We start from the raw sequence: 13,867 nt of genomic DNA on the forward strand, positions 1-13,867 counted from the left end.
ATTATTGTAGAATGCTGGATAAAACAACTGGAATTGTTTTAAGTATAACGGCTTATAATGATAAAACGTCATTGGTTCATGTTTATACAGAAAAATATGGGCGGATTTCCTATGCATTACCTTTACAGCAAGGTAAAAAGAGCCGTCTTATGAGAACATTATTTTCTCCGTTTGCTATTTTATATATTGACGGAGAAGTTAAGCCAAGGCAGGATATTCAGCGCATTAAGGACGTCCAGACCGCTGTCCCTGTATTTCAATTGCATTATGATCCGATAAAAAATGCAATTACGCTTTTTCTTGCTGAGTTTCTCTCGAAAGTTATTCGAGAGCCTGAACCTAATAATTCTTTCTTTAGATTTTTGTTACAATCAATACAATTTCTTAATTTGATGGAGGATGGAAAGGCTAATTTCCATATTTGCTTCCTTATCGAATTGACTGGTTATATGGGTTTTTATCCCAATATTTCTGGATATAAGAAAGGTGATTTTTTTGATTTGATAAATGGAGTTTTTTCTGCTATTCGTCCCAATCATTCTTATTTTTTATCTTCTATGGAAGCTGGTGTATTTTATAAAATAATGAGAATGAATTATAATAATTTGCATTTGTTTCAGTTTAATCGAGGAGAACGATCTGAGATTTTGGATTATATAATAACTTATTTCAAATTACATCATGCTGGATTTCAGGAGTTGAAATCTTTGGATGTATTGAAAGCCCTCTTTGATTAATTCTGATTTGGCTACATGAAGATTTTATTGTATTTTTGTATCGAAATATAAAAGTCTTTGTAGTTCAATGGATAGAACGAAAGTTTCCTAAACTTTAGATCCGGGTTCGATTCCCGGCGAAGATACAAAAAAGCTGTAATGATTATCATTACAGCTTTTTTGTATCTTATAAATGAAGAGAGCCAGAGATTACTCTGGCTCTCTTCATTTATAAGATAGTTCACTAACTTACTTTTTTGAGGATGCAGCTTCTTGTGCTTGTTCCTTTTTTTGCTTACGACTTTGTAATTCATAAGCAATAGGAACAGCCATGAAGAGTGTGGAAAGAGTACCTATAATTACACCTAATAACATAGCGAATGTAAAGCTACGGATTGTATCTCCTCCTAATACAAAGATGCATATCAAAACAATTGCTGTACTCAATGATGTACTGATAGTACGAGATAATGTACTATTTAGAGCATCGTTAATGACGATAAATTTGTCTCGTTTTGGATAAATATTGGCAACTTCTCGAACACGGTCAAATACAACAACTTTATCATTTACTGAGTATCCAATCACAGTTAGAATAGCAGCAATAAAAGATTGATCGATTTCCATGGAGAATGGTAAGATTCCATAGAATATAGAATAGAAGCCGATGATAATGACAGTATCGAATGCCAATGCAACTAAGGTTCCTACACTAAACGAGATGTCTCGGAATCGTAATAAAATGTAAAGAGCAATAGCAATAAGGGAGAATAATACTGCCCAGAATGCTGCAATTTTAATATCATCAGCAATACTTGGTCCCACTTTTTGAGTACTCATGATATGCTGGTCTTTAAATTGAGCTAGAGATTCATCTCCAATTAAATTACCATTTTTGATTGAGCGATATATTTTACCTTCAATTTCTTCGTCAATTCCATCGGAACTATCCATAATTTTGTAATTGGTAGAGATACGAACTTGGTTGTCACTACCAATTGTGATTACGGATAAAGTGCTTCCTTCAAATTCCGGTTTTAGCAAGTTTGCAATTTCTTGGGTATTTACAGTTTTATCAAAACGAACTACATAGTTACGACCTCCAGTGAATTCAATACCTTGATTCAATCCTTTGATTGTAAATGAGATAGCTCCAATTACTACTAATATCCCTGCTACAGTGTATCCGATTTTGCGTTTTCCAAGGAAATTGATATTTGGATGAGCCAATAAATTTTTTGTCAAAGAAGTCGTAAATGTCAAATTCTTGAACCATCCTTTTTCAAGACCTTTTTCAAATACTAAACGCGTTAGGAATACGGCTGTAAAGAATGACATAATAATACCAATAATCAATGTGGTTGCAAAACCCTTGATCGGTCCTGTTCCGAAGAAGAATAGGATAATACCAGTAATAATAGATGTTAAGTTTGAGTCAAAGATTGCAGAAAATGCATTTTTGTAACCGTCGGTAATTGCAGATTTTAGGTTTTTGCCTAATCGGAGTTCTTCTTTTGATCTTTCAAAAATAAGTACATTTGCATCCACGGCCATACCTAATGATAATACTAACCCTGCAATACCTGAAAGTGTAAGTACAGCTTGGAATGATGCCAATACTCCTAAAGTAAAGAACATATTACAGATAAGTCCTCCATTGGCAATCAATCCTGGTACTACACCATATACGCTGATCATGTAAACCATTAACAATATAAGTGCGAAAATGAATGACATGATACCGCTTTGTATAGCTTCTTGTCCTAATGACGGACCGATAATATCTTCTTGTACAATTTTGACAGAAGCAGCCATTTTACCGGATTTCAGTACATTAGCTAAGTCTTTTGCTTCTTCTGGAGTGAAATTTCCAGATATTTGTGAACTACCTCCTGATATTTCTGTATTTACTACAGGGAAAGAATACACTTGATTGTCAAGGACAATAGCGATACATTTTCCAATATTTTCACGAGTAAGTTGTTCCCATATTTTAGACCCTTCAGCATTCATCGTCATGCTTACAACTGCTGAGTTAGTTGTACGGTCAAAATCTTCCCGGGCGTCAGTGATAACGTCTCCTTCCAATGGGGGACGACCTCCATTCGTCGCTTTTAATGCTACTAATTGATAATATTGTTCTTTTTCATCAATTGCTTTCACTGTCCATTTAAACATGATATTGGCAGGTAACAATTCACGAACTTGAGGTATTTGCAAATAACGGTTGACTGCCGCTGTATCGGAATAATGCGCTATTCCGACTGCAGGACTTTGACTGACTGCACCCTGTTGGGAAACGTTGAGTTGCAACTTAGCGAATAATGGATTCTGTTTTTTCCAAGTTTCAATTCTTTGCTGGTCGCTTTCTGTCTTATTTAATTCTTTTTTGATTTTTTGAGCAACACTATCTTGAACATTAGTTGGATTTTGTGCTAAAGTTGTACTATCAACGCTTGCTGTGGTATTTTTTACTACGGATGTGCTATCTATTGTAAGATTTTCTGCTTGAGCAATGATATCGTTTGCTGCAGCCAATTGATTGTAGAACTCACTTAAGTTATAAGTTTCCCAGAATTCAAGGTTAGCACTTCCTTGCAGGAGTTTTCTAACACGTTCAGGTTCTTTTACACCGGGAAGTTCGACTAAGATACGTCCGTCTTTTTCCAAACGTTGAATATTAGGAGCGACAACCCCGAAACGGTCTATACGCGTACGAAGAACGTTGAACGAATTGTCGATAGCGTCATCCAACTCGGAACGAAGAACTTTGAGTACTTCATCATTTGTTGCATTTGGTGTAATCTTATCTTTTAATTGATACGTGCTAAAAATAGCTGCTAAACGGACATTTGGGTCCAGTTTTCTATACTCATTGTAAAATGCTGATAAGAAATCTTTGTTTTCGGCTTGGTTAGCTGTTGCGATAGCTAAAGCTTTGTTGAAATTGGGGTCGAGGTTATTGTTCGAAAGAGATTTGAGAACGTCTGCTACAGAAATCTGTAAAGTTACATTCATACCACCTTTTAAATCTAGACCGAGGCCAATTTCCATTTCACGGCACTGTTTAAAGGTATAATACCATAAATACACTTTTTCAGTCGAAATAGAGTCCATGTATTGGGCATACTTCGTGCTATCTCCGTTTGCGTATTCTTCCGCTTTATTCGTCTGATATCGGGTTACCAGAGAGAATGATAGGTAAAATAAGCATACTAGCGTAAGTAATACCGCAAAAACTCTAATAAATCCTTTGTTTTGCATAAGATTATTACTTTATGATTTTTATTTAATTTGATTATCGCATTTTTAATAAGGTGCAAATATATGTTTTTTTTCAATTCGGCTAACAAAATGTTTGATTAATTTGTGTTTGTTATTATTATTCAAGGGTAGAAAAGATGCTTTTGTGACTTTTAATACTTCTTTTTTGTATCTTTACGGTCATTAATTTACAGGATAAAGTTATAAAAATGCGAAAAGAAAAAGATTCGATATATATTCCGATGATTTTAGTATTGGTACTAGTCGGAGGCTTTATATCATCATGTGCGAATATGGCACGACCTGGTGGGGGGCCAAAGGATGAGACACCTCCAGTGTTTGTAAAAAGCGATCCTTTGCCGAATCAAATAAATGTAAAGAAGAATAAAATAGAAATAGAATTCGACGAGATTGTTTTGGTGGAAAAGGCGACGGAGAAGGTGGTTGTTTCTCCTCCACAAAAGGAGATGCCGCTTATTCGTACTTCTGGGAGAAAAGTGATTGTAGAATTAAAAGATTCTTTGAGACCGAATACTACATATACAATAGATTTTGCAGATGCAATAGTTGATAACAATGAGAAAAATGTTTTAGAAAATTTTAGTTTTGCTTTTTCTACGGGGTCAATTATTGATACATTACAGGTTTCTGGTATATTATTAAATGCCGAAAATTTGGAACCGGTGACGGGCATGCTGGTAGGATTGCATTCGAATCTTAATGACTCGGCTTTTACTAAAACTCCATTTGAGCGTATTGCTTCTTCTGATGCTCGTGGTTATTTTTCGATACAAAATGTCTCTCCCGGAACATACCGTATATATGCATTGAAAGATTTAAATCGGGATTATCGATTTGATAATGCGACAGAAGATATAGCTTTTACAGACGTAACTGTAGTGCCATCAGTAGAAACCGTGATACGGCCAGATACAATTTGGACTGATAGTGTAACTATAGACACAATAATGATGAAGCAGGTAGTTCTTTACCATCCTGATAATATCTTATTGAAATCTTTTAATGAAAATTTTAAAAATCATTATTTGGAAAAAAGCGAGCGTCTTTCTCCTCAAAAAATGTCTTTATATTTTTCAGCTCCAAATGACACTTTGCCAAAGATGAAACCTCTTAATTTTGATAGTGAAGATTGGGCATATGTAGAGTCGAATGTAACAAACGATACAATACATTATTGGTTGAAAGACTCAGTATTATATAAACGTGATACATTGATATTTGAATCATATTATATGCGTACCGATAGCTTAAGAAAATTATCGATGTATACGGATACGCTTAAAATGATTTATCGACGTAAAAAGACTGTGGCAAAAGAAAGACGGAAAAAAGATGAAAAAGAGACTCCGGCAATTGAATTTTTGAAACTTTCGGCAATAGTGCCGTCTTCATTAAATATATATGATTTTTTACGGTTTGAATATGCAGAACCCGTAGATACCATAGATCGGAATGCTATCCATTTAGAAATAAAGAATGATACATTATGGAATCCAGTTGAGTTTACATTTAATCGGGATTCTGTAAAGATGCGTATGTATTTACTGAAGCATAAATGGAGACCGGGGGAAGAATATAGGATTTCAATAGATTCATTGGCTGGATTGAGTGTATATGGAACTCCAACAGATAAGTTTTCGCAGACATTTAAAGTGAGAGCGTTAGAAGAATATTCTAATTTGTATTTAGCTACACAAGGAGTGACAGATTCGGCCTTTGTGGAGTTATTGAACAGTAATGATACTCCGGTTCGAAAGGCTCCTGTTGTGGATGGTGGTGCAGAATTCTTGTATCTTGATCCGGGGACTTATTATGCTCGCTTAGTAATTGATAAGAACGGTAATGGAAAGTTTGACACTGGAAATTATGTAGAAAAAAGACAGCCTGAGGATGTTTATTATTATCCTAAAGTATTAAAATTGAAAGCGAATTGGGATGTAGAACAAGATTGGGATGTATTTGCTTTACCACTAGAACAACAAAAACCTCGAGCTATTGTAAAAAATAAACCTAAAGATGAGAAGGTTGCAGATGAAACAGATGAAGGATCTTCTGAAAGCGATATGCCGTTTAGTAATCAGTAGTATGGTATGGAGGGTAGAGAAGGTCTGTGCCGGATGTGCTCTGTTAATACTCTCTTTTTCGATGACGGTCTGGTCCCAGCAATTAATGACAGATAATGCACATTGGGGAGAAGAAAATTTATCATATGATGTAATTTACCAGTGGGGTTTTATTTGGAAAAAGGCGGCAAGTGCCCGCCTAATATTGAAACCTATAGTCATTAATGATGTATCATGTTATAAGTCTCAAATGGATGCTCGAACTTTAGCTTTTGCCGACCGTATTTTTCGGGTAAGAGATACATTAGTTTCAGTTATGAGGCGTGGAGATTTACGGCCATTGTATTATGCCAAAATTTCTGATGAAGATAAAACATATCGAAAAGATGAAGTAAAATATAAATATGAAAAGGGTGTAAAAGGCTGTGTGGGTGAAATTACATTATATCGCCCAAAACGTAATGCTATTGAACATTATACTGTTCCGTCAAGTAAGCTGACATATGATATGTTGAGCGTATTTTACTATTTAAGAACAATTGACTTTCCTGTAACTCCTATGTATCAGCGATTTAATTTAAATATATTTTCTGGCAATCATATAGAATATTTGTCAATTGAATTTATGGGGCGCACGATTTTAAAGTTAAAAAATAGGGAATTTCCTGCATTTCGCCTCAAACTTCACTTTTCGACGGATGAGGGTGAAAATGAAAGTGATAATATTACAGCGTGGATAAGTGATGATAATCGTAGAATACCGTTACAGGTAGAAGGAAAACTTGCTATTGGTTCTTTAAAAGCTATTTATGCTGGAAATTAAAAGATGAAAAAAAAATGGATTATGTAGATTTTTTTAAAAAAGACCATTTTGCTATGGATGCGGGGATAGAGCTAAAAGAAGTGAAACCTGGATATGCTGTAGCATGTGTGAATGTTATAGAAAAACATTTAAATGCAGGGGGAGTAGTTCAAGGTGGACTTCTTTTTACTTTAGCAGATTTGGCTATAGCTGCTGCTGCAAATGCTCATGGGTTACTTGCTTTTTCGATACAGTCAGATATCCGCTTTTTATCGAGTGGATATTTGAATGATATATTGACAGCAACAGCGACCGAAATTCTTTTGCATAAAACTGTTTGTCATTATAGGGTGGAAATAAAAAACCAGTCGGATGTACTGATTGCTGTTTGTGATGGAATATGTTACCGGAAAAACGCGACGAATGGACTGTAAATGTTGTGTAATAATAAAAGGAGAAATCTTATCTCTCCTTTTATTATATGTTCTGTTGATATTATCTTAATTTCCTCCGGACAGGACAATAAGAGATAAGCCAATGATAAATAAGATAAACATTATTGTTAATAAAAGATGGGTTTCTTTAGGATTTCCTTTGAATTCTTTCCAAATAAAAACTCCCCAGAAGGCCGCAATCATGGGGGCTCCTTGCCCTAAAGCATAAGATATGGCAGCTCCAGCTTTTCCTGCAGCAATATAGCTGAAAAGTGTTCCTATTGCCCATATACATCCGCCGAGTAATCCTACAGAATGGGTACTAAATAAACCTGAAAAATATTCTTTGTAACTAATAGGAGTGCCGATGAAGGGACGTTTCATAACATAAGTATTGAACATAAAGTTACTGAGGAATATCCCAACCGCGAATATAAAAAATGCGGTATATGGAGTAGCCTTGCCACTTGAAGGATGGACAAAATTGTCTAAATCCATAGATGCAGCGACAAATCGGTAAAATAATGACATGAGGACTCCGGCAATGATGGCAATAATAATCCCTTTTTTAGTATTAGAAGATACATTGTCGTTATTATTTTTTCCTGCTGCAATTCCATTACAGATGATGGCAATTATAATAAGTGCTACACCGATAAAGAGAGTGATAGGGTCTCCCTTAGGGGTACTGAAATAATTGATAAAAACACCTAATACTAATGCTAAACCAACACCTAATGGAAAAGCTACTGACATACCGGCAATTGAGACTGAAGCTGATAATAGAATGTTGGATGCGTTGAATATGGCTCCTCCAATAAAAGCACTGAGTATGTTAGCTGTATCTACTTGGCGGATATCTTCAATAAAACTACGTCCGTTTTCTCCAAAGCTTCCTAATGTAAAGGCCATGATGATGGAAAATAGTAAAATACCAATTACGTAATCCCAATAATAAAGTTCATATCTCCAACTTTTACTGGCAAGTTTCTGAGTATTTCCCCAAGATCCCCAGCAAAACATAGTAATAATGCAGAAAATAACTGCTAATGAATAATTGCTTACAATAAACATATGATATTATTTTAAAATGATAAAATTATAAATTGATATTTTGTTCTTTTAAAAATTTGATAACCTCTTCTTTATAGGGAATTGATGGTTGTGCCCCCATGCGAGTAACTGAAATAGCGGCGGCCGCAGATGCATATTGTAGAGCTTTGATTGACATTTCATTTTCTGCTAATGCTATAGCTAAAGCTCCACAAAAAGTATCCCCTGCGCCAGTGGTATCTATAGCCTTTACTTTAAAGCTATCTACAGTGTATTCTTTTTGATGACAAAGGCAATATACACCTTTGGAACCTAAAGTGACCACAACGCATTTAGGACCTTTAGATGATAATTCTTGAGAGATTTTTTTTATACCATCTTTTTTAATATTTAAACCGGATACGATTTCTGCTTCGGTCTCATTGACAACAAGTATATCAATGGATTTCATAAAATCTAAATCTATAGGTACTGCTGGAGCTGGATTGACCATAACTTTTACACCTTTCTTATGTGCTAAAAGAGAGATTTCTTTGATTGTTTCATAGGGGATCTCAGCTTGCATTATCACAATTGACGAAGATATTACTGCCGCCTCGAATGATTGTATTTTGTCGATAGAGAGTTCTGCATTTGCTCCTGGTGCTACAGCTATACAATTTTCTGCATCGTCTGAAACGAAGATTAATGCGGTACCGGTAGATGTATCAGAAGAGTATTGAATATAATGAGTGTCAATATTATTGTTTTTGAAATGTTCGGTTAGTAATGTTGCATACATATCATTGCCTAAAGATGTGACGAATGTTATGTTGCCGCCTAAACGTGCAGCAGCCACAGCTTGATTAGCTCCTTTCCCTCCGAAAGATTGCATATAAATTGCATTTCCTACTGTTTCTCCAGGTTTAGGCAAATGTGGAACTTGAGCGACCATATCGATATTGGAACTACCGATAATTGTTATCCTTTGTTGATTGTTCATAATTATAGGTTCTTATTTTTGATCATATATTTATATTATTGAGTTTGTTTTTAAGTAATTTTTAGTCATATATACGCAAACAAAGGTTATTTATAATAAAAGTTCTTTTTTATTGGGTATGGATGACTGGGCTCCCATTCTAGTTACAGTAATGGAGGATGCCTTATTAGCAAATTTTGCAGCACTGATAATATCTTGTCCTTCTGAAAGGGCTACGCATAAGGCTCCGCAAAAGGTATCTCCTGCAGCGGTAGTATCTACAGCCTTAACCTCATGTGCAGGAATAATATAATGATTTGATTTTGTTTTTACTAAGACACCGAGAGAGCCTAATGTAATTATTATATTCTTTAATCCTTTTTCTTCCATTTTATCTGCAGCTTTTTTGGCACTTTCCCAATCATAAACTTTTATTCCTGTCAATAGTTCGGCCTCTATACGGTTGGGAACGATTAGAGATATTGATGTTAGAAACTGTTCAGATAAGATTTGTGCAGGAGCGGGATTGAGAATAATTTTTTTATTATACTTTGACGCAAACTTTATTACGTATTCTACGGTTTGCATAGGTATTTCGAATTGTATGAGTATAATACTGGCTTCAATTAGTATTTTTTGGGCTTTATTTATATCAGAAATGTCGAGAGAGGAATTTGCTCCTGATGCGACAATAATGCAATTTTCACCTGAAGAATCGACAGATATAAGAGCAACTCCTGAAGGGTTTTTGTTGTCGGTGAAAACATAGTCGGTATCTATTCCTTCTGCTCTGAATAATTCTATTGATTGCCTGCCAAAAAGGTCATTCCCTATTTTTGAAATTAATGCTACATTTCCACCTAAACGTGCGGCTGCTACAGCTTGGTTGGCTCCTTTCCCTCCAGGATTCATCAAAAATGTACCGCCTAATACTGTTTCTCCAGGAGCAGGAAGTTTATTTGCTTTTACAACCATATCTGTGTTACAGCTTCCGACAACAACGATTTTAGGATTTTTCATTATATTGTATTTTTCTTGGTATTTTATCAAATAAAGATACAGATTTTTAATACTATATAGTTTCCAAAATTAATGTGTATATTATAATCTTAATTCTTATAATATTTATATATATACTTGATTATATGTAAATTAATTTTGTAAATTTGGAATAATATCTATATTTAAAAAACATTGAAAATATGATTCTATAAAAATATATTTTATGACAAAGGTAGATTCTGTAGTTTCTTTATTGAAATCGATGACAAAATCAGAGAAGAAACATTTTTCGGTACAAATAATTCGAAAAAATTCAAAAAAGGATTTTATTCAAATCTATGAACTGATAGAAAGAGAAGGTATAACTGACTCTTCGCTTTTGCGAGAAAGATTTAAGCAGAAGAACGGTGGTTCGTCGTTTGATATTGCATTACAATATCTTTATGATAAACTCCTGAATATGTTACTCGGATTACGGAAGGGGAGAGATGTATGTTATGATTTGTATCAGGATATACTGAAAGCTAAAATGTTATATGAACGGTCTATGTTTCATGAGAGTTTTATGTTGTTAGAAAAGACGATAGTTAGAGCTCAAAAATATGAAAATTATATGGTATTGTTATTAGCTGCTCGGATTGAACTTGATTATTTGCAAAATCTTGATTTTCCTTATCTTACAGAGAAAGAATTGTGCCATAAGCAATATATTATTACGGAATCGTTAAAAATCTTGCGGAAAATAAATGAACAATCTTTTTTATATGAATTATTGAAATATAGATTGATTTACAGAGGTCGGAATCGTTCAGAGATGCAAAAAAAAGAAATGGGAGATTTGATGATAAGCGAACTATATATTGCGTCATCATTAAGTAAAAGTAATTTTGAAATTACCAAAATACATCAACTATTTCAAGCAAATTATCTGATGAGTATAGGGGATTATGAAGCGGCATTGAATTCGTTTCAAGAATTAACTGTTTTGTTTAAAACAAATGTGAAACTTTGGGAGAATCCTCCTTATTATTATTTGTCTACATTGGAGGGAGTGTTAGGAAGCTTACGTTCTGTTGCCAATTATGAAGGAATAAGGCACTTTTTGGAGGAATTGAAAGGATTGACCACACAATCTTTTGCCGATTTTCAAATAAATGCAACTTGTTTGTTGTTTCAATATGAACTTTTTCTTTTTTTAGATAAAGGTGATTTTGAAAGCTGTATCCATTTGATAGATGAGTATGAAATTACTCTTTATAATAAATTTGAAAGTCTTAATCCAATACGGCAAGCAGAACTTTGCCTTTATACAGCGTTGGTTTATTTGGGGAATGGTAATATGAAACGAGCAAGATATTTTATCAATAAAGCAATATTGGATAGAAATCTAGATTATCTCCCTCTCTCTCATACTATTCGTCTTGTAAAGTTGATGATATATTATGAGCAAGGAGATTTTGACATAATTCGTTATGAAAGCCGTTCTCTGAAACGCCGTTTTTTAATGGATAAGGAACGATATTATCAAATAGAGCGTTATATGTTAAGTTTTTTAAATAAGGATTCTTTACCGATTTTATTACAGACTCGGCAAAGTATGTGGAATAAATTATGGGAGCAATTATCTGCCTTATATCAGGATTCTTTTGAAAAACAGCTATTGGATTTATTTGATTTTATAGCATGGATCGAGGCAAAGTTGTTGAAAAAAAAATTATCGAAGGTTCTATATGAACATTTTTTTAAACGTTCTAATTTAAATTGAATTGCAAGTATAGTCGCAAAAGTGAGTTTTCTGAATATTTTGGATTTTAATAGTTTTTTATATAATTAAGAATTCTGTCTGGCCCAGTTGTACGATGGTAAGATGTTATGATAATCGATAGAGCACAATATTAACGGTTCTATATACTTTGCATCTCTAGTGTTGTTAGTAAGTTGTTTTATCGCAAAGGTATTTAGTATTTCATATATAAAAATAACCGTCTTAGTTTGTATCCACCAAGACGATTATTATGTTGATAAAACAGATTATTACTGTTTTTTACTTATTTAATTTCCATTCGAAACCTTCTTTAGTATCTTTTATTTCAAAACCAATTTCTGTAAGCTTGTTTCGGATGAAGTCTGATGTCGCCCAGTCTTTTTTGGCTTTGGCGTCTTTACGTACATCCAGCAATACATTTATAGCTTGTTTATATGCTTCGGTGGAAGAGGAATCTATATTGCTTTTTTCTGATTTGATTCCTAATATATCAAACATAAATATCTTGAATGTATCTTTCAGCTTATTCAAGTCTTTACTGTTTAATGTAGCATTACCAGTTGAGACTGTATTGATAATACGAACACCTTCAAATAAGTGTGATATTACTATCGGGCTACTCAAATCATCATTTATGGCTTCATAACATCTTGATTTTAAATCAGGTACTTCGATAGAGCTATTTTCTGCTGGAATAATTTTGTTCAGATTTTCCCATCCATCTAATAACCGTTGTAAAGCTTTTTCTGAAGCTTGTAACGCTTCATTGCTGAAATCGACTGTACTGCGATAATGAGCTTGAAGAATAAAAAATCGGATAGTCATTGGGCTGTATGCCTGAGATAAAAGAGGGTGATTCCCAGTAAAAAATTGTTCGAGAGTGATAAAGTTACCTAATGATTTTCCCATTTTCTGCCCATTGATAGTAATCATGTTATTATGCATCCAATAATGCACGGTTTCTTTACCTTGTGCTGCTACCGATTGGGCTATTTCACACTCGTGATGAGGAAATAATAGGTCCATTCCACCGCCATGTATATCAAATTCCTCTCCTAAATATTTAGTACCCATAGCTGAACATTCGAGATGCCAACCGGGAAATCCATCACTCCAGGGTGAGGGCCATCGCATGATGTGTTCTGGTGAAGCTTTTTTCCATAGAGCAAAGTCAAAACTGTTTCGTTTTTCTTGTTGCCCATCTAATTCACGGGTAGTATTTAATAACTCATCTATATTACGTCCTGATAATTTGCCGTAGTGGTAGTCTTTATTGTATTTTTCTACATCGAAATAAACAGACCCATTGCTTTCATATGCATAACCGGCGTCAAGTATTTTTTTTATGTATTCTATTTGTTCAATAATGTGTCCTGAAGCGTGAGGTTCTATGCTGGGAGGTAAAACATTCAACGCCTCCATGGCTTTGTGGTATCGGTTAAGGTAGTATTGAACAACTTCCATTGGTTCTAGCTTTTCAAGCCGGGCTTTTTTAGCAACTTTATCTTCTCCTTCATCTGCGTCATTTTCAAGGTGACCAACGTCTGTAATATTTCGTACATATCTTACTTTGTAACCAGTGTGTTGTAAATAACGAAACAAGAGATCAAATGTTATGGCTGGGCGAGCATGTCCTAGATGAGCATCTCCATAAACTGTTGGTCCACATACGTACATGCCTACATATGGGGGATTAATAGGCTTAAATACTTCTTTTTTTCGTGAAAGGGTATTATAAATAGTTAGTTTATTTTCCATAATTGTACGGATTTGTCTATTATCATAC

10 protein-coding genes and 1 tRNA gene are annotated in these 13,867 nt (G+C 34.3%); 6 read left to right on the forward strand and 5 right to left on the reverse strand.

Translation table 11 applies throughout. From position 1 onward, the window contains the following. The first annotated feature begins 11 nt into the window (after window positions 1-11). Both recO and Cop2CBH44_RS11860 read left to right on the forward strand, forming a co-directional pair. A complete protein-coding gene (gene recO / locus Cop2CBH44_RS11855; protein WP_200754888.1) occupies window positions 12-737 on the forward strand; it encodes a DNA repair protein RecO in 726 nt (241 codons plus the stop codon). Between the two features lie 53 nt (window positions 738-790). Beyond that, window positions 791-862, forward strand: a tRNA-Arg gene (locus tag Cop2CBH44_RS11860). A gap of 103 nt (window positions 863-965) precedes the next feature. Here Cop2CBH44_RS11860 and secDF read toward each other — a convergent pair. Beyond that, complete coding sequence (gene secDF, locus Cop2CBH44_RS11865; protein ID WP_021931615.1) at window positions 966-3,980, reverse strand: protein translocase subunit SecDF; 3,015 nt, start codon at window positions 3,978-3,980, stop codon at window positions 966-968. Window positions 3,981-4,189: 209 nt separating this feature from the next. On the opposite strand from secDF, the gene Cop2CBH44_RS11870 reads away from it, so the two are divergent. The 3 genes from Cop2CBH44_RS11870 to Cop2CBH44_RS11880 are packed head-to-tail and all read left to right on the forward strand — an operon-like array spanning window position 4,190 to window position 7,300. Further along, complete coding sequence (locus Cop2CBH44_RS11870) at window positions 4,190-6,085, forward strand: Ig-like domain-containing domain (protein ID WP_200754889.1); 1,896 nt, start codon at window positions 4,190-4,192, stop codon at window positions 6,083-6,085. Continuing rightward, the gene (locus Cop2CBH44_RS11875) at window positions 6,018-6,887 is read left to right on the forward strand and encodes a DUF3108 domain-containing protein (RefSeq protein ID WP_200754890.1); all 870 of its coding nucleotides are present in this window, start codon (window positions 6,018-6,020) and stop codon (window positions 6,885-6,887) included. The genes Cop2CBH44_RS11870 and Cop2CBH44_RS11875 overlap by 68 nt, the downstream gene beginning before the upstream one ends. A 14-nt stretch (window positions 6,888-6,901) precedes the next feature. Beyond that, window positions 6,902-7,300 carry a PaaI family thioesterase gene (locus Cop2CBH44_RS11880; protein ID WP_021931612.1) on the forward strand — a complete coding sequence of 133 codons (399 nt, stop codon included), beginning with the start codon at window positions 6,902-6,904 and terminating at the stop codon, window positions 7,298-7,300. 66 nt (window positions 7,301-7,366) lie between these two features. Here Cop2CBH44_RS11880 and Cop2CBH44_RS11885 read toward each other — a convergent pair whose 3' ends face one another. From Cop2CBH44_RS11885 to rbsK (Cop2CBH44_RS11895), 3 genes are all read right to left on the reverse strand, one after another. Beyond that, window positions 7,367-8,374: a GRP family sugar transporter gene (locus tag Cop2CBH44_RS11885; RefSeq protein WP_200754891.1), complete on the reverse strand. Its 1,008-nt coding sequence runs from the start codon at window positions 8,372-8,374 to the stop codon at window positions 7,367-7,369. 25 nt (window positions 8,375-8,399) lie between these two features. Then, window positions 8,400-9,335, reverse strand: coding sequence for a ribokinase (gene rbsK, locus Cop2CBH44_RS11890; protein WP_021931610.1), 936 nt, complete (start codon window positions 9,333-9,335; stop codon window positions 8,400-8,402). A gap of 90 nt (window positions 9,336-9,425) precedes the next feature. After that, entirely contained in the window at window positions 9,426-10,334 is a 909-nt protein-coding gene (gene rbsK, locus Cop2CBH44_RS11895) for a ribokinase (RefSeq protein ID WP_200754892.1), read from the reverse strand. A gap of 205 nt (window positions 10,335-10,539) precedes the next feature. On the opposite strand from rbsK (Cop2CBH44_RS11895), the gene Cop2CBH44_RS11900 reads away from it, so the two are divergent. Beyond that, a complete protein-coding gene (locus Cop2CBH44_RS11900; RefSeq protein ID WP_200754893.1) occupies window positions 10,540-12,081 on the forward strand; it encodes a BT2802 family ribose utilization protein in 1,542 nt (513 codons plus the stop codon). 279 nt (window positions 12,082-12,360) lie between these two features. Here the strand turns inward: Cop2CBH44_RS11900 and cysS are convergent, their stop codons facing one another. Next, window positions 12,361-13,839 carry a cysteine--tRNA ligase gene (cysS, locus tag Cop2CBH44_RS11905; protein WP_021931607.1) on the reverse strand — a complete coding sequence of 493 codons (1,479 nt, stop codon included), beginning with the start codon at window positions 13,837-13,839 and terminating at the stop codon, window positions 12,361-12,363. Window positions 13,840-13,867 lie beyond the last annotated feature (28 nt).

It is taken from the genome of Coprobacter secundus subsp. similis (assembly GCF_015097275.1).
Lineage (GTDB): Bacteria > Bacteroidota > Bacteroidia > Bacteroidales > Coprobacteraceae > Coprobacter > Coprobacter secundus.